At 40.7% G+C, this 26,987-nt stretch carries 18 protein-coding genes; 4 read left to right on the forward strand and 14 right to left on the reverse strand.

Annotation, left to right across the window (positions count from 1 at the left end):
- Nucleotides 1-1,371 precede the first annotated feature (1,371 nt).
- Nucleotides 1,372-2,541 (forward strand): acyltransferase family protein, encoded by a 1,170-nt coding sequence (locus tag PQO03_RS14060; protein ID WP_274153825.1) that lies wholly within the window; start codon nt 1,372-1,374, stop codon nt 2,539-2,541.
- A 1,100-nt stretch (nt 2,542-3,641) separates the two neighbouring features.
- Here the strand turns inward: PQO03_RS14060 and PQO03_RS14065 are convergent.
- From PQO03_RS14065 to PQO03_RS14075, 3 genes are all read right to left on the reverse strand, one after another.
- Nucleotides 3,642-4,388, reverse strand: coding sequence for a type II secretion system protein (locus PQO03_RS14065; protein WP_274153826.1), 747 nt, complete (start codon nt 4,386-4,388; stop codon nt 3,642-3,644).
- Between the two features lie 426 nt (nt 4,389-4,814).
- The gene (locus PQO03_RS14070) at nt 4,815-5,594 is read right to left on the reverse strand and encodes a type II secretion system protein (RefSeq protein WP_274153827.1); all 780 of its coding nucleotides are present in this window, start codon (nt 5,592-5,594) and stop codon (nt 4,815-4,817) included.
- Between the two features lie 255 nt (nt 5,595-5,849).
- Entirely contained in the window at nt 5,850-6,614 is a 765-nt protein-coding gene (locus PQO03_RS14075) for a type II secretion system protein (RefSeq protein ID WP_274153828.1), read from the reverse strand.
- A 1,242-nt stretch (nt 6,615-7,856) separates the two neighbouring features.
- On the opposite strand from PQO03_RS14075, the gene PQO03_RS14080 reads away from it, so the two are divergent.
- The gene (locus tag PQO03_RS14080; RefSeq protein ID WP_274153829.1) at nt 7,857-9,353 is read left to right on the forward strand and encodes an arylsulfatase; all 1,497 of its coding nucleotides are present in this window, start codon (nt 7,857-7,859) and stop codon (nt 9,351-9,353) included.
- A gap of 359 nt (nt 9,354-9,712) precedes the next feature.
- Here PQO03_RS14080 and PQO03_RS14085 read toward each other — a convergent pair whose 3' ends face one another.
- From PQO03_RS14085 to PQO03_RS14135, 11 genes are all read right to left on the reverse strand, one after another.
- The gene (locus tag PQO03_RS14085) at nt 9,713-11,116 is read right to left on the reverse strand and encodes a sulfatase family protein (RefSeq protein ID WP_274153830.1); all 1,404 of its coding nucleotides are present in this window, start codon (nt 11,114-11,116) and stop codon (nt 9,713-9,715) included.
- Between the two features lie 73 nt (nt 11,117-11,189).
- On the reverse strand, nt 11,190-12,803 hold the full coding sequence (locus tag PQO03_RS14090) for an alpha/beta hydrolase fold domain-containing protein (RefSeq protein ID WP_274153831.1): 1,614 nt from the start codon (nt 12,801-12,803) through the stop codon (nt 11,190-11,192).
- A 47-nt stretch (nt 12,804-12,850) separates the two neighbouring features.
- On the reverse strand, nt 12,851-15,217 hold the full coding sequence (locus PQO03_RS14095; protein WP_274153832.1) for a hypothetical protein: 2,367 nt from the start codon (nt 15,215-15,217) through the stop codon (nt 12,851-12,853).
- Between the two features lie 525 nt (nt 15,218-15,742).
- A complete protein-coding gene (locus PQO03_RS14100; RefSeq protein WP_274153833.1) occupies nt 15,743-16,573 on the reverse strand; it encodes an alpha/beta hydrolase family protein in 831 nt (276 codons plus the stop codon).
- Nucleotides 16,574-16,595: 22 nt separating this feature from the next.
- Nucleotides 16,596-18,143 (reverse strand): LamG-like jellyroll fold domain-containing protein, encoded by a 1,548-nt coding sequence (locus PQO03_RS14105; RefSeq protein WP_274153834.1) that lies wholly within the window; start codon nt 18,141-18,143, stop codon nt 16,596-16,598.
- Entirely contained in the window at nt 18,140-18,694 is a 555-nt protein-coding gene (locus PQO03_RS14110; protein ID WP_274153835.1) for an RNA polymerase sigma factor, read from the reverse strand. The genes PQO03_RS14105 and PQO03_RS14110 overlap by 4 nt, the downstream gene beginning before the upstream one ends.
- Before the next feature lie 587 nt (nt 18,695-19,281).
- Entirely contained in the window at nt 19,282-20,556 is a 1,275-nt protein-coding gene (locus PQO03_RS14115; protein ID WP_274153836.1) for a leucine-rich repeat domain-containing protein, read from the reverse strand.
- Between the two features lie 187 nt (nt 20,557-20,743).
- The gene (locus tag PQO03_RS14120; RefSeq protein WP_274153837.1) at nt 20,744-23,704 is read right to left on the reverse strand and encodes a protein kinase domain-containing protein; all 2,961 of its coding nucleotides are present in this window, start codon (nt 23,702-23,704) and stop codon (nt 20,744-20,746) included.
- Nucleotides 23,704-23,883: a hypothetical protein gene (locus PQO03_RS14125; RefSeq protein ID WP_274153838.1), complete on the reverse strand. Its 180-nt coding sequence runs from the start codon at nt 23,881-23,883 to the stop codon at nt 23,704-23,706. The genes PQO03_RS14120 and PQO03_RS14125 overlap by 1 nt, the downstream gene beginning before the upstream one ends.
- Nucleotides 23,880-24,470: a sigma-70 family RNA polymerase sigma factor gene (locus PQO03_RS14130; RefSeq protein ID WP_274153839.1), complete on the reverse strand. Its 591-nt coding sequence runs from the start codon at nt 24,468-24,470 to the stop codon at nt 23,880-23,882. The genes PQO03_RS14125 and PQO03_RS14130 overlap by 4 nt, the downstream gene beginning before the upstream one ends.
- A gap of 165 nt (nt 24,471-24,635) precedes the next feature.
- A complete protein-coding gene (locus PQO03_RS14135) occupies nt 24,636-24,965 on the reverse strand; it encodes a hypothetical protein (protein ID WP_274153840.1) in 330 nt (109 codons plus the stop codon).
- A 677-nt stretch (nt 24,966-25,642) separates the two neighbouring features.
- On the opposite strand from PQO03_RS14135, the gene PQO03_RS14140 reads away from it, so the two are divergent.
- Both PQO03_RS14140 and PQO03_RS14145 read left to right on the forward strand, forming a co-directional pair.
- On the forward strand, nt 25,643-26,107 hold the full coding sequence (locus PQO03_RS14140; protein ID WP_274153841.1) for an SRPBCC family protein: 465 nt from the start codon (nt 25,643-25,645) through the stop codon (nt 26,105-26,107).
- Nucleotides 26,108-26,824 (forward strand): SDR family NAD(P)-dependent oxidoreductase, encoded by a 717-nt coding sequence (locus PQO03_RS14145; RefSeq protein ID WP_274153842.1) that lies wholly within the window; start codon nt 26,108-26,110, stop codon nt 26,822-26,824. It abuts the gene before it with no gap.
- Nucleotides 26,825-26,987 lie beyond the last annotated feature (163 nt).

Here is a 26,987-nt window from a genome sequence, read left to right on the forward strand (position 1 = left end):
TCCGCCCGCGGAGGCTCTCCGCTCGCCGAAGGCATTTACATCTGGGGCTCTGCCCCAAACCCTACAAGGGTATTTATACCTGCTGCTACCTTTTTTAGTAGGGCCCTAAGGGCTCCTAATGGTAGGGAACTTAAGAGATATTTGAGCTCGAAGAGCTTAGGAATGTAGCCATGGACCTAAATCCGTGGTGTTTGAATAACAGAATCGTGCGTGCCGAAGGTACGCTGCAGAGCGTTTCCTTCATACCTTCGGCATGAGTATCATTTTTTTAACAATATCCACCGGATAAATCCGGTGGCTACCATACTACATACCTTCGGCATGTGCTTAAGTTCCACCCATTAGAGGCTCATCGGCCACCGGAGGCATTAAAATCATAGACTGATTTTTATCATCCGCATTGGAATGCGGGGCTCCCAGGTACTGCCGTACGTGCGAATGTATTTTACCCGCTCAAAATCCCCCTTTTTTTTAAATTTTTTGGAGATATTGATAAGATTCACAAGCAGATCATCACCTGGGAGCGCGAGCGTCTCGCCCGCATTTGCCATATCCGAGTATGTGAAAAACTTAATCGCATGGGTGCCCCCATTTTCACAGTGAACATAGTTCTTTTCAAGAATTAAATGTGTCATGAATGGGTGATGGCACCGTCAACAAATTTCCACTAGGAACTAGCCTTAGCCTTTAAGGGGAGTTTTGGCAGGCAGTCTTATTTTTCTGCTAAATTGACGAATCGCTCTTAGTTTTTCAGAGTTTTTTAGAATTACACCGTAGCGGTCGTCAGATAAATGGGTTTAATAAGGATATAATTGTTTTGTAAAGGCAGAAGAAATTTTAAATGCAAAGCTGAGTATTAGATATACACTCAGGACAAATAAAGAGAGTTTCACTAATGATAAATAGTTTTTTTTAAACAGCGCTTCTAATACTTGTTTTTTCATTGCCGATGTTTGGACAAGAAAAAAAACATGATACCGATAAGAAGCCTAATATAATTTTCATCTTAACGGATGATCAGGGTTATTATTTTTGCGTCTCAGACAAGCTTACCTTCCAGACGAGTCCGCCTCAATCCACGTCCTTTAAAGTTGGCTTAGAAGTGAACTTAGGTATAGACATGCTGACTGAACTTTTGAATGCCGTTGTCTAACAATATAAAAATATTTTTAGCGCGTCACATACGAGCTCTCCTAATGATGTGTGCGAAATTAGTGAATTTTATTTTTGTACACATCATTAAAAGGAAAAAACATGAACATGAGAATTTTTTTAAATCCTTTATTTTTAATTATTTATAACTTTTATAACATAAAGTGTTTAATTTGTGCTTAAGCTTCAATTACAATAAAAATGTAAAGTGAGTAGATAATGGAAATGAATAAAAGAGTTTTATCTCTAGATATACTCAGAGGTATTTGTATTATGATTGTATTAATACATCATGTGAGTATTGATAGTATTCCTAATATGCCTGAGCTTACAGGGCTGACAGGTTTTATCTTTTGGAAAATAAGAGGACTTGGTTGGTCTGGGGTTGATTTATTTTTTGTTTTGAGTGGTTTTTTAATTGGAGGCCTTCTTTTATCTGAACTTGAGCAATTTAAAAAAATTAATATCAAGCGCTTTTTATTAAGAAGAGGTTTGAAAATTTGGCCTTCATATTATTTCCTAATTGTTGTTTTGGCACTGTTTGGTGCAACTAATTGGATTAGAGAGGGAGATTTTAGTGATCAATTGACTCAGGTGATCGTTCATGTTTTGTATTTGCAGAATTATTTCGATATAGGCACTAATGGACCTACTTGGTCATTGACAATTGAAGAACATTTTTACACCATTTTACCCTTCTTGATTTTAGCCATTTACAATTTTTCTGACAAGGTTAATAAAAACCTTAAATCCCTGCCTATCGTTATGAGCATTATCATTATTTTGATTATTGCAAATAGATTCATACATAGCTATAACGTAGATGATTTAAAGAACCATTTTATGCTATCTCACTTTCGTTTTGATAGTTTATTAGCAGGGGTCGTTATACAGTACTTTTATCGCAATAATAAAGAAAAAATGAAAGCTTTATTGACTAAGCATCAACTCACTATATTTAGCTTGGCTTTTTTATGTGTGATCCCGTCGATGTTCTGGGGTAGAAATACCCCCTTTATGTTTACGTTAGGTTTTGCACTTCTAACCTTGGGGTACGGATTAATATTATCACGAGTTATTTGTCATGGTTTTGGTTCTTTTGAATCTACTTATGCAGCAAAAGCTTTAGCTCACATAGGATGTTGGTCTTATAATATCTATCTATGGCATTTCTTTTTACCAAAACTTTTTAAACCTTTTTATGAGCCGATTCAAATAGCTATTTCAAATATTAGTACAGTTCCTGAAATTGTTCTTTTAATTCAGGCGACCTTCTATATAGGGCTTTCGATTTTAGTAGGTTACTTAGCGACAGTGATTATTGAAAAACCTTTTCTTAAACTTAGATCAAAATATGTTCCACAAGGCTTTAAGCCCAATGTAATATGAACTTTTTAATTCTAGGAATTGTCCGTGATTAGACTACTTGGCCAAAAGGCTGCGCCGATGAACAAATAAAGACAATTAGAAAATTTCTATTATCAGTTTGCCATCATTGGCCCTTGCTGAAACCTAAGTTCGAAACGAGCACAAGACAGGCGTTAGCGCCACCTAGGGCAACTTGTTGCCGCCCCCAAAAGTCGAAGGTGCTCAAGTAAAAAATAACTCTCAGTAGATTTTAGTCCTTATATAAGATTATTAATTTGGAGACCCCTGATTAAGCAAACTTTTACTGAAAAACTTTCAGTTTTAAAAAAAATTAATGCGTCTAAGTCAAATCTACCTCCAGGAAGGTCTACCTTATCCTTTAATCCGCCCGCGGGGGCTCCTGATGGTAGGGAACTTAAGAGATATTTGAGCTCGAAGAGCTTAGGAATGTAGCCATGGACGTAAGTCCGTGGTGTTTGAATAACAGAATCGTGCGTGCCGAAGGTACGCTGCAGAGCGTTTCCTTCATACCTTCGGCATGAGTATCATTTTTTTAACAATACCCACCGGATAAATCCGGTGGCTACCATACTACATACCTTCGGCATGTGCTTAAGTTCCACCCATTAGAGGCTACCCGCTCGCCGGAGGCATTAAAATCATACATTAATTTTTATTATCCGCATAGGAATGCGGAGCGCCCAGGTACTGCCGTACAGGCGAATGTTTTTTTTACCCGCCCGCGGAGGCTCTCCGCTCGCCGGAGGCATTTATAGCTTTTAATATATAGGGGCTCCTCACCTTAAGGTACTGCCGTACGGGCGAATATTTTTTTCACCCGTTCGCACGCGCTCTTCAAAAAACTTTAATCATTTGCTAATAAAGCTGAGGTTTTTGGGGTATGCATAAAATTCACAAGTAGATCATCACCTGGGAGCGCGGGCGTCTCGCCCGCATTTGCATATCCGCGTATGTAAAAATGATACCCCCATTTCTCACAGTGAACATACCGCTTCCCAAGAATTAAATGTGGCATGAATTGACGATGGCACTGCCAATAATTGCGACTAGCAAGAGACGACTAAGTTCTAGCCTTCAGATGAAGCTTTTTCAGGGCTGTCTTATTTTGTAGCGTCCCACAAACTGTCATAAGTAACCCACGTATTGGCTTGAAACGGGACTACGGTGGCATCAATTTCCAAGCCTTCGACATGTCCGTCGGCCATAAGGTAGTTCGACTTATAAGGGCCGTGTAGCATTGACGTACCGCCGTTTATTAGAGCCCGCTGATCTGTAGCCCGCTTTATATTATAATTATCCCAGCCAAGACGACAACGTGAATAGGGATATTCAAAAAGCATTATTGCTAAAGCGGGTTTTCCAACCTCATGAGGTCTTGGTGCATCTGTACCCATAAGCCCTAGTGCATCTTGAGTATTTGAGAACCGGGTAAAAGCATAAGTCATGTTTGGGGTCGTAGCATTCGGTGTCTCAAATGGGCACTTATATATTATACCATAGTTCTCCCCATAAGTATCTTTTAAGAAAGCATGCCCATTTCTTTCCTCATCCTCTAATGCCTCACGACCATCGTAGCCAGAAAGCATATCGTCCCACGACACCTGATTGTTAAGGCCTGATCTATCGGGAACATATCCGCCATTATCATCAGCATACATGGCTATGGCTAAATGCAATTGCCTTAGATTGTTCATGCATAGGACGTTTCTAGCTGTTTTTCGGGCCTTGCCTAGGACAGGCATAAGTAGGGACGCTAAAATGCCAATAATCGCCACCACCACGAGTATTTCAATTAAAGTAAAGGTTTTTCTATTCTTTGGGGCTCTGTGATTTATACTTTTTTTCATAATAAGCTCATCTATTATTTGATACACATATCTAATAAAGCCTGTGATATCTATTCTCACGCTGTATGATTAGTTGAATTGGCTGTAAAAAGAATCGATAAGTGCTTTTTATTCCAAATATTTACTGAAATAGGGACAGGCTGATGCTTATACCTCGGTATGTAGTCCACTCTTTAGAGTGCCGAATAATCAGATTTAATACTGAAATGGGGACAGGCTGATTAAATTTACAAATATTTACTGAAATGAGGACAGGCTGATTAAATTTAATACTCATGCCTCAGCTATGTACTCCACTCTTTAGAGTGCAGAATGACTAAATCAACATAAAAAACCGCAAGCTAAAGCTTGAACTACATACCAAATCCACAATTTGGTGGGGGCGCATGGTCTAGCCCAGCCTTCAGCTAGCTTTTGCCGGCGTTCTTATCTTGTCGCATCCCACATAGTTCCTCTAACATTATTAAATGCGGCTCCGGGCTTATAGTAATGGAGTGTATCCAGAACATCCATCTCCTTCACACTGCCGTCGATCATGAGGTAGTTCACATCATAATTGCCGTGCATCATTTCTCCAGTTGTACCTGAAAGCACTTCCCACTTAAAAAAATCTGTCGCCCTTTCAATACTATGGTCATTTCTGCCGAGTTTGCTATAACCTGGACGATTATAATCAAAAAGCATGATGGTTTCATCGGGCTTTGATATCCTAGTAATTTTTGCTGTATTCGCATTAGTACCAGTATCACTGATAACCCCTAGGCCGCTGGCAGCACCACCGCTGTAATTGCTCACAGCATAAGAGATGTCTAGTGTACTAACAGTAGGAGATCCGTCAAAGAGTGGGCACCGGTATAATTCACCATGATCCTGACCATATGTACTGCTGTTCATGGTATGGTCACCTTTTTGCGCTGATGTTAGGTTACGGCCATCGTAGTCAGAAAGTAAGTCGTCCCAAGACCAAGCGCCAGGTTTCGGGAGGTAGTTGTCATTATCATGCGCGGAAGAGTAAAAGGCTATGCCTATTTGCTTTTGATTGCTAGCGCATACGGCAATTCTGGCTGCTTTCTTCGCCTTATTTAGAACTGGCAACAAGAAACTACTCAAAATAGCAATAACTGCAATAACCAACATAAGTTCAATCAAATTGAAGCGCTTGTTTAAACTAGGATTAGCCTTCTTTCTAAAATCTATTTGTTTCATAAAATCCTCGCTATCCAAATTGTTGTTAAATTGCTAAACCCTATGAACAGCCATAGTGCCACTGTATAATTAGTTTTTTTACTGTAAAAATAACAGATAAGTGCTTTTTATTCCCACTTTTTAGAGTGCCGAACCATCAAATTTAATGCTTATGCCTACGTATTTAGTCCACTTTTTAGAGTGCCGAACCCTCAAATTTAAGGCAAGCTAAAGCTTGAACTACATACAAAATTCACTAGAGCTTTTGCGCTCGCGCTATTTCTCGGTATCCCACAAACTTTCTCGAACATCGTTATAAGGTACCCATATAGAATCACGGGATAATTTCTCAATATGTCCGTCGGCAAAAAGAAAGCTCTGCCTATCGTCGTGCATCTCTTTATTACCCTCGTTTAAACTATCGTTTATTGCAGTTCTATAATTGGCCATAGAAATTAAAGTCCAAACATTATTGCCCATGTAGCTATAACGGTTACGGTAATATTCACCAAGTATCATTGCTGTATCAGGATTTGCTATATCCATAACTCTTCTACTATAATTAGTGCCCGCAACGCCCATGTAACCAGGATTACCATCCACTCCACGATTCAGGGCATAAGTCATAGGTATATAATCCTCCCTAATAATTGTGTATGATGTCTCGTTAAACAATGGGCACCTGTATATTTGACCATACTCATCCCCATAGACACTTTTAAGCTGTACCCCCTGAGCCTGTTGCGCTGCTGTTAATGACCCACGTCCATCGTAGCCTGCAATTAGATTGTCCCAGGTCACATTGCCTGTGGATCCCGTCGGGAAATAGTCATTACTATCATCAGTATACATGAGCAGGGCTAAATTTACTTGTTTTATCTGGCTAGTGCATACCGCGATTTTGGCTTTTTTACGCGCATTGCCAAGAGTAGGCAACAACATGCTCGCCAAAATCCCAATAATCGCCACCACCACCAGTATTTCAAGCAAAGTGAAGGATTTTCGATTATTTAAGCTGCTGTAATTCACATTTTTTTTCATAATCATCTGCCTCATCTAATTGTGTTATATAGCTACTAAACCCCCTTTTTTTTACCGTGATACTGTATAATCATTTTAATCCGCTGTAAAAATAACAGATAATTGCTTTTTATTCCCAATATTTTCTAAAATAGGAACAGGCGAAATTAAGAGATTACAAGATTAAATTCGTAATTAATCAGACCTGTGGGCTTGTGAAGATTAAGCGCTGGAGCGAAGCTCCGAGTGTAGGAATTCTTAAGGGGTGTTGCCACACGGGCGGATAAAAATTATTGGCTCGTACGGCAGTAGCTTAAGCGAGGTGTGGGGCGGAGCCCCAGATATTTTTATCGCCTGTGTGGCAGCACCTCCGGTGGCCGAGGAGCCCTCGGGGCCCTACTAAAAAGGTGGCAGCAGGTATAAATACCCGCCTGCGGAGGCTCTCCGCCCGCCGGAGGCATTAAAGTCATCCACTAATGTTCATCATCCGCATTGGAATGCGGAGCTCCCAGGTGTTGCCACACAGGCGGATAAAGATTATCACGATTAACCAGAATAAAGGGCATGGTGCTTCGCACACGAGAAGGACGCTGTCCCCCTCGAGCTCCCCCTGCAAGGAATTGCCATTCCTTGACCAGGCGACTAGGGGCTCTGCCCCGCTTTATGGGTAATCGTGAAAATTATTGGCTCGTACGGCAGTAGCTTAAGCGAGGTTTGGGGCGGAGCCCCAGATATTTTTATCGCCTGTGTGGGAGCACCTCCGGCGGCCGAGGAGCCCTCGGGGCCTTACTAAAAAAGGTAGCAGCAGGTATAAAGACCCTTAAGGACCCCAAGCTTGTCCTTAGGCAGCTAAACTTGATAAAATATAGCTAATTAAGCATAAATAGTATTTATTAGTCATGTCATGATATGTCATATTACGTCATGATATGTCATGCCATGATCACTCAATCGCCCTATAGATATGACATGGGCAAGGAGGCTCTAAAAATTAAATGTGAGCATGAATTGATGATGGCACCGTCAACAAATTTCCACTAGGAATCAACCCAAGCCTTAAGGGGATTTTTGGCAGGCGGTCATATTTTCTGCAAAATTGACGAGTCGCGCTTAGTTTTTTAGAGTTTTTAAGAATTACGCAGTAGCGATCATGAGATAAATGGGTTTAATAAGGATATAATTGTTTTGTAAAGACAGAAGAAATTTTAAATGCAAAGCTGAGTATTAGATATACACTCAGGACAAATAAAGAGAGTTTCACTAATGATAAATAGTTTTTTTCAAACAGCGCTTCTAATACTTGTTTTTTCATTGCCGATGTTTGGACAAGAAAAAAAACATGATACCGATAAGAAACCTAATATAATTTTCATCTTAACGGATGATCAGGGTTATGGCGATGTAGCGAAGCATGGTCACCCGTATTTAGATAGCCCCAATATGGATCGCTTATATGATGAGAGTGTACGTTTCGATAGCTTTTATGTAAGTCCATCCTGTTCTCCTACTCGTGCGGCCTTGTTGACGGGTATGCATGAGTTCCGCAATGGCGTGACGCATACAATTCAGCCACGTGAGCATTTACATAAGGATGCGATCACTTTGCCTGATTTATTAAAGACGGCGGGTTATAAGACAGGCTTTGTGGGCAAGTGGCACCTTGGTAATAGTAAGGGTTATGCACCACAATATCGAGGTTTTGATTGGTATGCGAAGAACGCAAAAGGTCCCCATAAACATTTTGATGTAGAGATGATTCGCAATGGCAAGAGGCGTCAAGTTAAAGGCTTTCGTGAAGATGCCTTCTTCGATGAAGCGATGACTTTTATTAATGAGGCAGATGATCAGCCATTTTTTCTCTACCTCTGTACTTATTCACCTCATACACCCTTGGGTGCCCCGCAAGATCTTGTGGCCAAATATGAAGCCAAGGGACTCAATAACAAGCATGCAACTTATCTTGCGATGATTGAAAATATTGATTACAATCTTGGACGCTTGGATGCTTTTCTAAAAAAACGAGATTTAGCAGAAGATACAATACTGATTTTTATGAATGATAATGGTGTGACCGAGGGGCTTGATGTTTATAACGCGGGCATGCGAGGTCCAAAATGTACCGTATGGGAAGGTGGAACACGAGCTTTTTCCTTTTGGCGTTGGCCAGGACAGTGGAAGCCCCAAACAGTCAATAATCTAACGGCTCATCTCGATGTACTTCCTACGCTATGTGAATTAGCTGGGGTAGAAATCCCGAGTGAATTAGAAGAGGAATTAGAGGGCTATAGTTTATTGCCCTTAATAAACGATCAAAAATGGGATCAAGATAATCGTCTTTTGTTTCACAATGTCGGGCGTTGGCCCAGTGGAACGGCTGCAGCACATAAATATGCCATGAGCTCGATCCGCAAAGGCAATTACCTGCTCGTTCATAGTAGTGACTGTGGGGATGCGGTATGCGCAAGATATCCGAGTCAGTGCACGACAATGAGAAAGGTTAAAAAAGGATTGATTAGTACAACTTATACCCAGAAAAATGCTCAGTTTCATTGGGCTGTCACTCCTGGAGATAGCTGGCAACTCTTTAATGTGAAAGATGATCCTGCTTGTCTCAAAGATTTATCTAAATCAAAGCCCGAACTCATTTTTGAAATGACCAAAGCTTATGACCAGTGGTGGGACGAACAATTTCCGATCATGATGGCGCGCAATGGTGACGCGGGTAGTCCTGAAGCGAATAAGCGTGTTAAGAAAAAATAGGACTACATCCTAAGCAGTTTTATTGTCTGAGCTTGATGATTTCTAGCTCGAAAAATGATGTTTCAGAGTGAGAATATACCTATTGATCCGATAATGAATTAGAGTGAGAAAGTGTTAGTAGATAATGCTGAAAGCATGAATGAATATAGCCCAATGGCGTAAGCCTTGGGAAGTATTATCGAGAATAGTATTATGAATGCTGTAAGCATGGATTAGAGCTTTAATGCGTTCCTTCAGAACTCTACGGTTCAATTATTTCTCGGACCTAGCTCTCACGAGCTAGGCTAAGTTAATTCGTGCTTTCAGCACTAAAAAGTAAATCTAATTCATTACTGGACTAATAGATACAATTGAAGAATTTATTTATTTTTAATCTCTTCTTGCCATTTTTTGAGGGCAAGTTTCATGTCGGAGACTAAGTCGGGGTATAAGGTGGCTAGGTTCTTGGTTTCGCCAGGGTCGAGCTCGAGATTATACAAGAATTCACCTGTGGGTGTCTCAGTTATCTGCAAGCGTTTATTTGGCGTTTTATTTGTCTTTATGTACTTCCACTTGCCGCGCCGGAGGGCTTCTTGGTACTTGGTATCCCAGAACAAGGTCCGTTTTTTGATTTCGCCTTTAGCGGAAAGTATGGGGAGCAGATTTATGCCATCGAGGTGGGACGGTATTTCAGCCTTCACTAAAGAGCAAATAGTCGGGTAAAGATCCATCGTGCTCGTTACAGAGTCAATCACTTTTGTAGTACTATTTAATCGTGGATACTTGATAATTAATGGCACTCGATTACCACCTTCAAATAAAGTGTATTTTCCCCCATTCAATTCACCGTTATTTGCATAAGTCACCAATGATCCACCATTATCACTGATAAAGAAAACGGCGGTATTATCCGTGAGTTTTAGTTCGTCTAGCTGCTTCATGACTAAGCCGATTTCACGATCGAGAAAATAGAGTTGACCGAGGTAATAATCGCGCCCTTCCGGATGAGCCGGATAGCCGATTTTCTGACGCCATTGCCAATAGGTCTCTTTGCTCTCATTATCGGCAAAGCCCTTGAGACCTTTTTCTTTCAAATAACTCTCAGGTAACTGATGAGTGAAGTTATGGACGGCATTGAATGAGAGGTGCAGATAAAAAGACTTGTCTTTATTTTTATTGATAAATGAGCGTGCCTGCTCACCGAATAGCTCGGTTGTAAAACCCTCCACATTTTTTTTCTCTTTCTGCACATACATGGCGCCTTCATGGAGGTTGCGGTCTTGGTAGCTATCGCTGTGGTGTAGGTAATGTTTGGTGCCGCCGCTGAAGCCATAAAAAAAGTCAAAACCGTGATTTAAGGGAAAACCACGACCATTTATATGATCAGTCTTGCCATGATGGAATTTCCCCACGAGTCCAGTCGCATAGCCCTTTTCTTTTAGGCTCTCGGCAATGGTGGTAAATTTTGCACCGTGCAAACCCGGCCCGCCATACCAATAGACCCCTTGACGCTGCTGGTAAGATCCTGTCATAATAGCTATGCGAGATGCATTGCAGATGGGAGCGGTGGCATAAGCATTTGTGAACCGAACTCCAGCTTCAGCTAGAGCATCTATATTAGGCGTGGATACATCGCTTGCCATAGCAGTGTGCGACATATCGGCATAACCCAGGTCATCGACAACAATGACAATGATATTCGGTGGAGTATTGGCTTTTTCGTCTGCAGTAATAAGGCTGCTAAGATAAAATACAGACACGAGAATGATTAATAATTTATTCATGACTTGACCCTTTTGATAAAATGTTTTCGTCTTATAGACGGATCTAATCCATATGAGATGACGGGTTTGGCTGCTAGCTTACTTTTTTGTGATCAAGCTGTATTGGTGGAGCGAGAATTTCCTGAAGATAATTAAGTTCCTTGAGGAAAGCTTCCATATAATGCAGTGTGCCACGAAAGTGGAGATCGTTTCTGTGCCGCTTAAAGAGTGTATGTCCTTTTCCAGTGTACTCGATAAAGCTAGCTTTATTGTGATACGAGTTCATTTTTTTGATAAAGGCTAGGTTTGTTTCGCTTGTTGAAATGGGGTCTTTGGAACCGGCTAAAATAAGAGTAGGAGGCGTATTCTTATCGACGAGTAAGGCCGGAGAAAATTTCGCGGGATTCATGCCTTTTTCACGGCAAATGACACCACCTTTTTTCCAGCCCTTCACTAATTCAAAGGCAGGATAGAGCAATATTAAAGCATTGGGGATAGATGAAATCTGTTGATTATCGTGTGTATGCTTATCAGCCTTTATTGTGGCTAGTGCAGATGCAAGATGGCCTCCAGCAGAGCCACCACAGGCAATGATTTTATCTGGGTTTATATGTAGTTCAGTGCTATGTTTACGAAGGTAACGCATGGCTGATTTTACATCTTCTAGGCAATCGGTGGGAGATTTAGCACCTGCCTTTTGAGCCAGTAAACGATAGCTTATGGTGGCAGTCACAAGTCCTCGTTTGGCAAAATACATAGATTCGAGCGCATGAACGGCAGGGTTTCCTGCATGCCAGCCACCGCCATGGATAAACAATAGGGCTGGTCTTAGCTCTGATTTTTTCAAATCTGTAGGCAGGTAGATATGCATTTTTAGATTTTTGTCAGCAAGGCTTTTATATGTGAGGACTTTGTCTGCCTTGGCCAAAGCTTGTTTTTCGTTATCAGGAAGAATATTTATCGGGCTATTATTTAAACGGTGTGTTTCTTTTAGGATAGGCTGCAAGCTATTAAACCACTTGTCCGCCATTTTTTCGGCTCCGAGGGCATTGGGATGAACTTTGTCCTTTACGGTGTCCGTCTTCCAATTAAAATCCTTGTCTTGATCAACAATAATTATACTTGATGATTTCAGCTTTGTACCAAGTAAAGTTATTTCTTGATTAAGCTTGGGGAGATATGAATACTTAGGAAGTTTGCCACTCGTGATGCCTCGGGCGATTAAAATGGTGACTTGCGGATTAATCTTTTTTGCTTTTTCGATTATAGAGCTCAGGCTAGCAATGACCTTTTTTATGGGTTTTTGCTCTTGAGTATAATTGTGAGCTGAATGGATGAGGATAATATCGGCAGGATACTTCTTATAGATGCCATTGAATTTGGCATTGATCTGCTGGGCATTGTTTCCGCTATAGCCTGCGTGACCAAGTCGGATGCCATCTTCGACAGAACTTTTCGGTCCGATGAATTTTACATTATAGCCTGACTCGATCAGTTTCTTGTAAAGGGGATGACGATAAACTTTGAATTTTGAGCCTCCTTCGGTAATGGAATCTCCTAGGCAAAGTATTGATGTTGGAGTCCCATTATTTCTCTGCTTAAGCGGCTCAGCAGCAAGGCTCTCATAATGAAAAAAACCAAGAAAACATACTAATAATAAATAAGTGTAAGAAGACGTTATTTTATTGAAATTATCTTTTGTTTTCATTATGGAGCCTATTCCGTGAGTATGATTATAAACGATTTGATTATGGCTTATTCGTAAGTGAATAGAGCAGTAGCTTTTGTGTTGGATGAACTAATAGCTCGAACCCAGTAAGCTGAGAAACCCTCAGGGAAAGTATGATTCAGAGTCTTGCCGGCGACGAGCTCAAAGGATTTATATTTAACCCAGAGACCCGTGCCATCAATATCCACTTCCAAAGTGATTTTGGCATCTTTATCTGACGTCAATTCAAGAGACTTTTTGTCGTAGCCCGTCATGAGGTAGGGATCAGAAGCAACACCAGCTTTGACACTTGTGTTTTTCCAGGGGCCGCCTAAACCGCGGGGTTTACCGAGCTTCCAGAGATCATCAATGACGCCGGCCCATACTGCCGCGTTGCCATCTTTATTTTGAATGGTGCGTTCATTTGTTTCAGAATTGAGTCCAGTGATAAAAATGAGCCCGAAATGAGATGCGTAATCATCGATGGCTAAATTATGAGTTGCAATCGGACGAATCTTGGCAAATCCTTGAGCATTTCGTGCGGGGAGTTCATAGAAAGTACCGTGGAAATTAAACAAGTCGCGCTCGGTGGCAACTTCACGGCAGATACGGCCATCAATATTTTTATAAGCATCATTTTTTGGGAGGCGGTAACGTTTGCCATCTTCGTTAATAATGGCAGAAGCTTCATCAACTTGGATGATATTTTGAACTTGCTCAGCTCCTTTGAAAAAGGCGCTATTATCAGGGGTCTTAATCATCTCGAGTTCAGTATTTACCGCAAAACTACCACTATCATTTTGAAGACTGAGAACTTTGCGATTACTGCGAATGAGTCCCTTAGTTTTTGCCGTTTCACCAAGTTTTGCGATGGGTGTAAATAAGGCGTCGTTTTGCGTAGAGCGCAAATCTTTGTTTGAGTAATGGAAGTGAACTGATACAGCTTTGGCATCACTATTTGTTTTAAGGCGAATCCAAGCAGCTTTTTGAGTCGAGGGGAATTGGTGAATGAGTGACTTTTCTACTGAGAACTGCTCTAGTTTGGTCCATTGATTATTGCCTTTTACATCCACTTCTATTGTGAACTCTACAGCTTTTTTGGAATTGTGGGTGATCACCATATTGCGATAGTCATAGCCTGAAAATAGGTAAGGATCACTCGTTTGATTAGCTTTCACATCATCGCGTAACCATACCGAACCACGTCCGATAACGGGACCCATTTGATCGAGTTGTGCAGGATCGATAAACCAGAGATTGGAATTGGATTGAGCGGGAGCGCCCTTGGTGGATTTAAAGGGGCGGTGATTGAGGAACTCTTTTTGGGCTGAGTCGTCGCAACCGAGTACGAGTTTATCTTTCCAAATAGAGAAGTCGCCAATCACTTTGAGATAGTTGGAACGAGGTACGATGCCCGCAGAGTTTTCGAGAGAGAAATCTTTCGGGAATTTCCAAAAAGTGCCGTGCATAGTAGCGAGAAGATCTTTTTCTTCGATGTCGCGAATTCGTGGCCATTCGGTATTCCAGCCGTGAGCACCATCATAGGAATGACTTCCTTTGGGGAGGCGGTAAGCGTGCCACTGCTTATCCTGTAAAAGCATGAGGATTAGCGAGCGATAATCCCAGCCCATGGCCCAGATTTGATCGTCGGTATTTTGATTGCCGTAGATGCCGCCAGGTCCAGTGACTTCAGTGAATTGATTACGACGAATGAGTTTCCAGTCACCTTTTCCTTGCCAAGAGGCGAGGGCACCGGAAGGGATGTCAGGACGCTTTCTTGCAAGGCCAGTTTTTTCGCCATTATTTGAATAAATCAGCATGCCTTGACCCGAATAGAGGCCCTTACCGTGATAACCAGGAAGTTTCGAATGAATACCTTTGCCAATCGCTTTTTGTTTATTGCCATCTTTAATATGTTCTTCGACTTCCAAAGTATTAACATCTACGGAGTAAAGTCCTTCTTCCATGGTGGCAATATAAACTTTATTCTCAGGGTCAGTTAAATGGCGCGCGGTACCTGTGTGACGTCCAGGCATTTGTTTTGGACTAATTGTTCTCACAGAAGCATCTTTTTTGATGAAGTAGGGGCCAATATTGAGTTGCTGTGATTCTTTATGGATCATACGATTGGCGGGCGTGCCACCAACGCTCTCGGGACGGATGATTTGCGTGAGTTCGGGAGTGATCTGATAAAGCTTACTTGTCGAGCCCATGGGGTAATGAGGGCTATAAGTAATGATCCATAGATTATCACCCCAAGGTACAACAGCTCCGGGGCCACATTCACCTTCATTATTATACATGGTGAGTGAGGGATAAACGCCAGCGATATTTTTAGGGCTTTCAGTTTGAGAGTAAAGAGTGCTAGTCAGAGTGGCGACGAGTGCAAAGCTTTTTATAAAGTTTTTGATCATATCAATTCCTGTTATGTTTAATGTTCCTTGCCTGCAATTGTCTTGAGTCGTAGGCATGACACATGGTTTTGTAGTTTTTATTATAAAAAATGCCGAGATAGCACAAAAAGGCAGGGCCGAGGAGCCCTCGGGGCCCTACTAAAAAAGTTAGCCGCAGGGGCGGATAGTTTTTTTTACCCGCCTGCGGAGGCTCTCCGCCCGCCGGAGGCATTAAAGTCATCCACTAATTGTTATCATCCGCATTGGAATGCGGAGCTCCCATGTGTTGCCAAATGGCGGATAAAAATTATTGGCTCGTACGGCAGTAGCTTAAGCGAGGTTTGGGGCGGAGCCCCAGATATTTTTATCGCCTGTGTGACAGCACCCCTTGACCCGACGACTGGTGCGGAGCCCCATATGTTTTTATTCGACCAACCGAGGCATTAAAGTTCCCACTAATGTTTATCATCCGCATTGGAATGCGGAGCTCCCAAGTGTTGAATCCCCACTCGAACGGGTCGCATCATGCTTCTAGCTAATCGAGTATTATTTTTCTTTGATGATTTTCCAAAACCAATCCCTGAGGATTTTTCTTTCCGGGAGGTCCCGAAGCACCCAGGCATCAGTGTGATTTGAGAAGGGCATTGCTTGAAATGTAAAATTTCCTGCTGGCAAGGCATTCTTGAGGTATGTCTTGGTCGTATCAATACTTTTTTCTTGACTGATGAACTGTGGTCTCTTGCCTAAGCGTTGCAAACGTAGCTTGGCAGATGCTTTGTCGCTAGCGTTGTATGGCCATTTTCTGACGCCATCATAATGACTGTGACAGATAAATCCCCGCCACAATGAGGCTATCTCATCATCGTGAAGACCGATGTAATTACAGGCAATAGCACCCCGTGAAAATCCAGCAATAAATACTTTGGAAGAGTCCCCACCATAGTCAGCACAAATTAGTTGGACGGTCGTTTTGCAGTAGGCAACTGTAGCATCAACATTGCCCCACCAAGTTTTGGCATTTTTCTTGTTTAGCTTATCGACAAAAGGCATACAAACCCAAATGACGCCTTGGCCACCAGAAATTCCGTAGCCAAGATTACTGCCTTCCACAGTACCAGGACTCGACTTCCATTTATTACCGGCATACTCAACAATCACTGGGTAGCTCTTTCCTTTTACCCAGTCGGTAGGAAGGTAGAGGGTGTGATAAACCTTGCTGCCAACATAATTCTTATGGAACTGACGTACTCGTTTGCCGGGAGCAGGGCTATGGTTTGTTACTGATTGTGTGACCAGATCGGTTCGAACCTGATCAAGATCTATGGCCATGAGAGAATGGAAAAATATCCAGCTAATGAAAATGATTGATTTAGTCATTATGGTTTCTATGCTAAAACCCCTATAGAGAATTTGTGTCCATCAGGTTTTGAATTTGCTCCTGATTGAGTGCTGCATCAAAAATGAAAATTTCATCGAGCCATCCACGGAAGAATTTGTCACGAATATTTTTATCATCAGTACTAAAAGCCATGTTGCGCCCAAAGATCAAGGGGCGTGAGTTCTTGTTATCCAAAATGGTATCAATGCGATGAACCGCTTTATGTGAAGTATTTTCCAATTTTCCATCGACGTAAAGTAGGATATGAGTCGAAGTATCAGCTTCGCCTCCATACATGACCACGGCAATATGATGCCAACGACGGTCGCGTAAATCAGTAGTCCCTACAACAGGTGCCTCCATGGTACCAATCCGAATACGACCGATTTGACCTTCTTTTTTAGCTGGATTAGGGGAGATTTGCCAGGCCGCACCCTTTTGGTGTAAACCCCAGCTAATCATGCCGTAGCCGTTGCGACTTGTGAAATCTTCTGGGACTTTGGTCCAGAAGGCGACGGTCCTTGGCTTGTTTCCGCTAATACCTTTGAAAGAGGTTTCGACATAAGCATCTTTACCATTATAAAAGAGAGCTTTGCCAAACTGACCGTTTTCATAGATGGGGCCCGTACCATTATTGATGGCTTTCAGTTCACCAGGAAATTCTTCAGGATTAAAGCCTTTTCCAGAGGCGGAAGTTATAGCAGCATTATCATCAAATGACCAATGGAGGAAATTGGGGTCGTGGGGAGATTGACCCGGAAGTGAGCGACGAAAGCGCATCGGGTCACTTTCAATGATGGACATTTGATGATGAACATCAAAAGCTCTGGCATCATCTTTATATAAATTGACAAATTGTTTTTCTTTGAGCCCGCGAGCTTTAACTTCACCCAATATGACGTGGACTTCGGAAGCGCCATCAGCATTCACTCCTACGGCAAATTCAGTGCCTAAATCAATGATTTCTGAACTAGGAGTCAAGACAGTGAAACCAATGGCCTGTTTGGGGACATTCGCAACTAAATTACCCTTGAGTAAATGGATGAGATCGGGATTTTTGAAATCCAAGGTGATGGGAGCCTCAAGGGTCAGTTGGACACCATTTTTTAGCGTCATTTCGGCATAACCCGTCTCAAGAGTGAATAAGCCAGCTAAGACTTCTGAGCCTGCGCTATACTGAGAATTGCCAAGGCTTTTTGCGATCTTAGCAATTGGCATTGATTTAGGTGCAGGAGCCACAGAGGATTTAAACAAAAATAAAGGAAGGATAAGCATGCACGCTACAGCCGCAATCTTGATAAATGTAAAACGAGATTCTTGTTGTTTTTTAAGCTTCTGATTAAATTGATCAGTAAAGGAATCTTCTTTTTCTAGTTTGAGTTTTTGCTCAAATTCTTGAACAAATAAATCGTCTTCCACTGCGTTAAATTGTAAAAGGCGCTCGGTGGCGACAAAATCGGCAAGGTCCTTGAGCAATGCGGGGTTTTGGCGACAGGCATCGAGCAAGGGCTCATCAACATTCTCCCCGGCAAGGTAGCGGGCAATGAGTAGTTCTTCATCGGTATTCATAGTTGACAAGCTCCACGAGTTTCAGTTATACAGCGACGCAATTGGTCGCGCATGCGATGCAAGCGCATGGTCATGGCGCTATGCTTGACTCCTAGTTTCTCAGTGAGTTCAGCGACAGAAAGGCCGTCGTGGTAATGAAGTTGGACAATGTTTTGCAGGCCCTCGTCCAGTTTTTTGGTGCATACTTTGAGTGCAGCAAGAGAGTCGGACTCATTATTATCGGAATATTTTAGACCAATTTCTTCGTCAATGAGTATTTGTAGTTCAGCCGAGCCACCAACTGCATCGGGTTTGTGCTTGCGCCAGTAATTTTTAAGAAGGTAAAAAGAAATACTGCGGATCCAGGGACCAAAAGCTTTTGAGCCATCGAAATCATTAATCTTGCGGTAGGCAACGAGGAAGGCTTCTTGAGCGAGGTCATCGACTTCAAAGCGATTGTTTAGACGCACGGCTAAGCAGGCGCGTACATTGCGCTGATAGCGTTCTACTAGCTGAGAAAAAGCGTGCATATCGCCTTTTTGTGCTGCTTCAATGAGTTCCGTGTCAGTCATATTACCTCGATTAATAAGCTTATTCTAAAAGAATATTGTTACAGATGAAAGCTTTGACACATGAATTTTTATAAAAGTTATAGATTCTCTTCATTTTCTGAACTTAGTAGCGTGTCGAATTCATCAATTTCACTTCAAAGTGATGAAATCTTCAGTGATCCGCGATTGACTACAAAGAATTATCCATTTTTTAAAGAGAGCCTGTTAGCCAGGTGATAATGCTTTTAGGATTTACCTATCTGAGTATTGAAAAGGGGGAAGTACGCAAAGCTATTAATTTGGCGACAATATAGATTGAAAAAGTATTAGCTAATAATGTTGAAAGCATGAATTAATAAAGCCCAATGGCGTAAGCCTTGGGGAATATGATTGTCAATATATTATGAATGCTGTAAGCATGGATTAGTGCTTTGATCCGTTCCTTCAGAACTCAGTTATTCAAGTATTTCTCACCCCTAGCTCTCACGAGCTAGGCTTGATTAAGCCATTCCTTCAGAATTCAAAAGTAAATCTAATTCATTGCCGGATTAATAGCTCATAGATTTAGGTTAAAGTAATTGAACTCAGGTATAAAACTAAATACTGCTCTAGTGATATATGGCACACTTGGTAAGGGTCGTTTTGAATTTAGTGATACCTGCATCAGTAATTGATGCGCCTCCAATGTATAATATTTTCATGTTTTTAATTTGAGCGAGATGTATGAGGCCTTGATCGGTGATTTTTTTATCTCCTGCTAAATTTAAATCATGGAGTTTACTTAGCTTAGTCAAAACCTTGAGGCCTTTGTCTGTAAGTGAAGTGGCTTCCATGCATATACTCGTAAAATTTCGATTCGAAGCAATATATATTAATCCTAGGTCAGTAATTTTGGGGCCCCCAAAATTAACCCTACGTAAGCTCTTCATACTACCCAGATATTTAGCGCTGAGATTTGTGAGCTTGGCACCTCGAACATATACATAGACCAAATGGTTCAGTTTAGTTAAATATTGAACACCAAGGTCGGTAATCCGTTCTGTATTACATCCCCAGAGATCGATCGAGCGTAAAGCGGAACAATTTGTCAAGGTTTTTAAGTCGTCATTAGTAAAGGCGTAGGAGCCCGGCGTCTTGTAATGTATTTGGAGGATTTTAAAGGGTTTATTAGGGAGCTGGGCGATAGATGAGATGACGACTTCTTTGTTGGAAACCATGATTGTGATATGGGGTGTGCCTTTTTCGGAGAAGAAATACTCGGCGACTTTGCGATCAGTAAGTTTAATATTTCTAGGGCTGGACACAAGCTGCTTTTTAGGGAAGCTTTTTTCTGCCGTGTGGGAGACTTTTTTTGGTCCGGGTAAGTTAGCTATATCAGTCTGAAAATTAATGGCTTTTGTCTGTGTGGGTAAGTTAGCTATTTCAGTCTGAAAATTAATGGCTTCAGTGATATTATCTTGCTGAGTTAAGAGTTTCATTTTCTTTTGTAGTGCGAGACGATAATTAGCCTGCAGTCTAGACTTCGCTAAGTTGTATTTCTTTAAGGCGTTATTGTTGTTTTTTGCAAGCTTATTGAGTGTTGATTGAACCTCGGGAATTTCAGAGGATTTAAGCTTAGGCAAAGCACTTGCTTCAAGACCTTTCAAAAACTTCCTTAAGAGAACGAGTTCATTTAATTCACCTTTTTTTTGATGCATGAGTTCAATGTTTTTTAAATCTTTATAAGCTAAGTCACTGTTAAGGATTTTGACGTCATTAAGCATTTTGTTGAGTTTTTCAATATGACTGGCATAGGTATTTTTATACTTCTCCAAATGACTTGTTTCCGCTGAGAATAAGGCGAAATTGAATATTAATAAGTGTAAAAAAATCAACTTTTTCATTCTGTATCCTTTGTTTTATTGGGCCTTATTCGTGGCTTAAGCGGTGGTTCTTACACCAAATTGTAAAAAAATAAGTATTTTCAAGCTTTAAGTCTGAGTAGGCATGCGCCATGGCTTTTGAATTTTGAGGTGGGTAGAAGACTGTGAGAGCTTATTAAATTTGAGTCTGAAACTAAATGATGGTGTTTTATTTAAATATTTTGCACTTGGGAAGAGCGACTTTTAGTTTAGCGATACCGGTATCAGTCACTGATGTTCCATTGAGATGCAATGACTTCATATTTTTAATTTGGCTTAGGTGTATGAGGCCTTTGTCTGTTACGCTTTTAACTCCTCCTAAATGTAATCCTTGGAGTTTATTTAGCGTAGTCAGTGCCTTAAGGCCTGAGTCTGTAAGTACGGTGTCTTCTAGACATATATCAATAAGATTTTTGTTTGAACAGACATAGCTAAGTCCTTTGTCGGTTACTTTTTTCCCGCCAAAGTTGAGCTCGCGCAAACTCTTGATGCTACTAAAATGCTTAGCACTGAGGTCCGTTAGAGGAGCTCCTCGCAGATAAATATATTCTAATTTTTTTAATTTGATCAAATGCTGAACTCCGACATCCGTAACAGCTCTAGTGTTACATCCCCAAAACCTGAGAAATCGTAAATCTGTACAAAGTGATAAGGTTTTTAAATCATCATTAGTAAAAGAACTAGATGGCTTTACTAGATAGTCGATGAGGACGATTTTAAACGCTTGATCGGGAATCTCCTGTAAAGATGATATGGAGATTTCTTTATTCGCCAGAGCAATTGTCATTGCGGGCTTGCCTTTTTTTGTAAAAATATACTCGGCGATTTTGCGATCCGTGATCTTTGTGTCGAAAGCTTCATTTGTTAGATTAGTTTTGGCTAGCGATGTCAAAGCAATAGCACCTTTCTCGACCCGCCACGCATGTTTCCATTCTCCATCCCAGGGGTATTCGCCATTATTAAGCCAGCTCAGGCCTTTCCATTTATCTAGGATGGGAGCACCTTTTTCAAGTACCCAACCCTTTCTCGTTCTCGCCCAGTTTAATTTTCGGCGGTAAATATAATATCCATTAGCAGAGATATAGACGGGTAAGTCATTAAATAAATTTTTTCGATCAATTTGGTATATGCCATGAGCATTTTTGTGTTTGCCCTTGGATACGGTGATCTGTGTTGGCCAATCCTTGAAGGGGCTTGTACTAGGAAGTTCTTTAAGAGTCGGGACAGTTTTTTTAGATATATTTACGGGTGATTTACTTTTATCATCAAGTAGGGAAGGCATTCTTTTGGCGCCGCGTTGATAGAGGTCTTGGATTTCACCCAAAGATAAATCTTTCTTATAAATTAAGAGTTCATCCATAAGCCCGTCATAAAGGAATCGTGAGTGATCGGGGTGTTTAGCTATATGAAGACCGACAAATGATCCCGTGTCAAAAACCGTCCCAGTCCCACTTTGCTTAAGCTTTTGTAAGACTCCATTGATATAGATTTTAGCACTTTTATTAATATTAGTAGTTCCTGAAGGAATTGTCAGCGCTATATGTGTCCACGTATTGGCGGACATAGTGTAATCACTCGAAATAAATTGATAATTTATTCCAAACCTTAACTCATCATTTTCTAAATAAAGTTTAAAGCATTTGCCCGCAGCGATCTGACCATAAAAGACTATGGTTTGTTTTCCTTGAAGCTTATGTGGTAATAACCAAAGGCTAACACTTCTAGCTTTATTGCCACTCACGGGTATGAAATTTTTGAAATATATAAAGTCATAAACACCATCAAAGTCTATAGCTTTCCCCGTAACATGAGGCACATCTACAAATTTTGGATTATTTTGGATCAAACCCTTCTTATTGGAAATCTTATCATGAATGATTTTGCCATTTGTATCATTAAAATCGGCCTGGAAAATCAAAGCTTCATTGAGGATGCTTGTCGTTTTTAAGGGCTTCTGACTTGAAGTGTTGAGCGAGTCACCATTTATTTTTACGGGTCGTGTTTCGGCAAGTTGCTGTTTTTTGATTTTGCCTTTATTTACACCCGCGATAGCAGGACCCAGTTCAGATGAGCGACTTAGGGAATAATAGAGAATCATTGCTAGTACCGAGATGGATAGACATAATGCAATAATAAAATTCTTGTGAGTCTTAGATAAGCTACTTGTGCCCTTGCTCTTGCTATGAGTAAGCTTTTTACTCGCTTTTTTTGTGCCCGATTTTTTACTGGGCTTAGTGACCTTTGTTCTCGCCAGAGAATCATAAATAATAGTAGCATGAAGAGCGCCTACATCAGCATTTGTGTATTTGATTTTATTTAAATCGTCTAAAAGGGTATCGAAATCCTGATAGCGCTCAGCAGGGTTTTTCTCCATCATGCGGCAAATCACCGCACAAATATTATCCGGTAAGTCTGGCTTGATATTCTTAGGATGAACTAAGGGCTCTTGCACTTGCTTCATCATTATTGTTTTTGAACAAGTGTCATCAAAGGGTACCTGGCCAGTCAAGAGATGGTACATGGTGGCTCCCAGTGAATACATATCACTTCTATGGTCGGCATCTCTGGCATCAAGAGCTTGTTCCGGAGGGATATAGTGAGGCGTACCAATGGCGTAGCCTTTTTCTTCTTGAACCCCTGTAGCCCTTTTAGCGATCCCGAGATCTGCAAGCTTAAGTTTACCTTCGCTGGTCATCATAATGTTTTCAGGTTTTATATCTCGATGAACGATGCCCACACTCTGGGCTTCTTTAAGGGCTTCCGTCATCTTGATTGCAAGTTCTAAAACTTCTTGAACGGGTAAGCTGCCACCGGCTTGTTTAGCCTTCTGACGAATATTGCAGCCATCGACATATTCCATGACGAGGAAATGTTCTCCGTGGTCGTGATCGGCATCATAGATACGAACAATATTGGGATGGTTAATGATTGCGGCTGTTCGCCCTTCTTCAATAAAGGACTGAATATATTCAGTAGATTCGAGCGCCAAAGAGCGATCAAGGATTTTGACTGCTACGGGTAAATTCAAACGAGGATGCGAACTCAGCCAAACGGTTCCCATGGCCCCTTTGCCGAGTATTTTTTTGAGGACGTACTTCCCAAGAACTTGGACATGATCATCATTAGACATTATGATTTCCTCCCAATATTTTTCTCTAAACCCTGATAGAACTGGAGGTTCTCTTTGACTTCTTGCTGGCGATTTTGACAAAGTTCACAGGAGTTCAGGTGGCGCTGCCATACAAACTTTTTAATGCCAGCCTTGTCCTTTAATAAGAGCTCATGTTGAAATTCACTAAGACAATTCATTTTTCATCTCCCATTAAGCTATTGACGATAGGCCGTAAGCGTTTAAGAATTCGATGCTTGGCAACGTAGACTGACTCGATACTCAAACCAAGGGAGTCTGCAACACGATTGGCGTCTATCTGATCAATAAAGAGCATGACGAATGCCTCATAGGTCACTTCTGTTACTTGAGACTTAACTTTACTCAAAGCCTGATCAAGTAAATGACGATGCCACTCGTCCATCCAATGCTGTTCACTTGACTCCAAATCTGTACTTTCCAAAACAACGCCACCTGTAGCGAAAGGGATTAATGTGCACTCTTTATTTTTTCGTTTGCGTAAAATATCAAAGGCCCGACGATCAATAATTTTCTTTAAATAATCTCTAAATCGACCTTTAGATTTATCAAACTTAAAGAGCGTTTCCCCCCTGTAGAGGCTTAACATAACTTCTTGAAAAAGGTCCGAGCTTTCATGATCAAATAGACCTCGGTCTTTACCTCGGAGATAAACTAGCTTACGATAAGTCTTCGCAAATTCTTCCCAGGCGATGCCTTCTCCTGCGCGTAACTTTTCTATTACAGTATGTTGTGTTGTAAATGCCATAGAGTTTCCATTTTTACCCTTCTTCGGAGCGGAGATAAAGATTCTTACACGAAATAGTATTTTTTTTAAAGTTTATGAAGCTACTGAGCGATTTTGCTAGAAATAATGACTGCTTTAGAGTCGACGAGTGTTCATTAGCGATGATTTGAAAGATTTCGGCAAGTGCTACTTTCGATCATTGTCCTCGACTTTAAGTCCCGTGTCTTTTTTGTTTTCTTGCTTAGACTCATTTTTATGCAAACGAGACTGTCTTTCTATTTCGATGGCTTCTCCGACATTTTTTGCACTTAGGCTAGAGCCGAAAACTCTTCTGGAAAGGTAGGATAAAAAGAGCTCATGATCATCAGGTGAAAGTTCTTCACAGAGTTCTTTTTCACTTGTGGTATAGGGTTTTTCTTTTGTGGGGAGGCGCATGTCTTGTACTTCTTGCTTACAAGCCGTTAAGCATAAGATTACGCTAGCTAAAATCATTAATGTTTGCAGTGTTCTTTTCATCTCTTAGCCTCAAGCCGGTAATAGTGTTTTTAATTTAAAATCTTCAAAAAGTACCTTATGAATATATAGGAGAGAGTTCTTCTTTATATATATATTTTCTTAAGATATAATGTAAGCGTTAATTAAACTCAATATTTGAATTGCTTATTTGAAAAAAAGTCTATTTTCCTCAGTATTGTGCTAAGAATGCCGCTGATTATTGCTATGGAGAGAATAATAACTCGCATGAGGAGACTCACTTTGTTTGGATCAAGGTGCGCTAGCTTTGTATTAAGGAGAAAATCTGCAAGTGATAAAGTGACTATTATCCGCCTGTAAATAGAAGGATAATGAAGCAGCTAAGACGACTCGTAAGAGAAGTGAATTACTCATCTCTTTTACTCTTTTACTCTTTTACTCTTTTACTCTTTTACTCTTTTACTCTTTTACTCTTTTACTCTTTTACTCTTTTACTCTTTTACTCTTTTACTCTTTTACTCTTTTACTCTTTTACTCTTTTACTCTTTTACTCTTTTACTCTTTTACTCTTTTACTCTTTTACTCTTTTAGCGTGCCAAAGCCTTGATCACTTAAGGGTTCTTTTGTTGGATGCCTATCAATAAAATGAACGTTTTGAACGTTTTATTGTGGAAATCGAGCGATTTTGGATATATACTTAAAGAAAAAGGTTAGATGAAATGAAGGTCTTTAAGTTAGTCAGGCAACAGGATTTAGCAGTAAACAGCAAAAGCTGCTGGGATTTTTTTGCAGATCCCCAAAACCTGAAAAAAATCACTCCCGCTTATATGGGATTCGATATTGTAGAAGGCGGGGGCAGTGAAATGTATGCAGGACAAATTATAGCTTACAAAGTGAGCCCCCTACTAAATTTTAAAGTAACTTGGGTGACAGAAATTACTCATGTGAAAGAAGGGGAATTCTTTGTGGATGAACAGAGGTTTGGACCCTATAAATTTTGGCATCACAAACACTTTTTCCAAAGTATTCCCGGAGGGACACGTTGTCGTGATGAGATTCATTATATACCTCCAGTAAGTTTAATAGCACCTTTACTAAACCACTATTTAATTAAAGGTAAATTAAATGAGATATTTGATTATCGCGCAAAAATTTTAGAAGCACAATTTGGCTTGGTGAAATAAATGATTAAGATTGATTTGAGTAGTAAAAATATCTTGGTTGCGGGGAGTTCAGGAGCCATAGGTCAAGAACTGTGTAAGCAATTCAAAGTGGCGGGAGCTAATGTTTGGAGCTTAAGTCGACATGAATCAGAGGCAGTGGATCATTTTTGTATTGATTTAAGCAAGCAGGAAAGTGTCGAAAGTTTAAAAGAACAATTTCAAGAAAGTAAAATCAAGATAGATGGAGTCATCAATTGTGCTGGTTTACTGCACGACGAGACAAATTTACCTGAACGTCAGTTAAGAGATATAAAAGATGATTGGCTATTGCGTAGCATGGAAGTAAACCTTTTGAGTCATATTCATTTAGCTCAGTCTGTAGAGGGTTTTATGGAAGATTCAAAAGCTTTTAAATGGATGTCTTTATCTGCCATGGTGGGAAGTATAGAAGACAATGGTTTAGGAGGTTGGTACAGCTATAGAATTAGCAAAGTGGGTTTGAATATGTTTATCAAGGGTTTGTCGATCGAATGGAAGCGAAAAAATAAAGAGCTTTGTGTAGTGGCCGTGCACCCTGGGACAACGGAATCGAAGATGTCAAAAATTTTCAAAATTAAGAAAGACAAGCTCTACTCAGCAGAATTGAGTGCGTCGAGATTATTGAAAATCTATGGGACTTTGACAAATGAGTCTAATGGTCAGTTTTTAAACTGGGACGGAAGCCAATTGGCGTGGTGAGATGATGGATATTTTATTGATTTTACATATACTGACCGCGATATTTTTATGTGGATTAATTTGGGTGATTCAAGTGCTTCATTATCCGAGTTTTCATTATGTAGAAGAATCGAAGTTTATACAATTTGAAAAATTTCATGCGAAAAAAATATCGTACTTGGTG

Origin of the sequence: Lentisphaera profundi (assembly GCF_028728065.1) — a bacterium.
Classification (GTDB): domain Bacteria; phylum Verrucomicrobiota; class Lentisphaeria; order Lentisphaerales; family Lentisphaeraceae; genus Lentisphaera; species Lentisphaera profundi.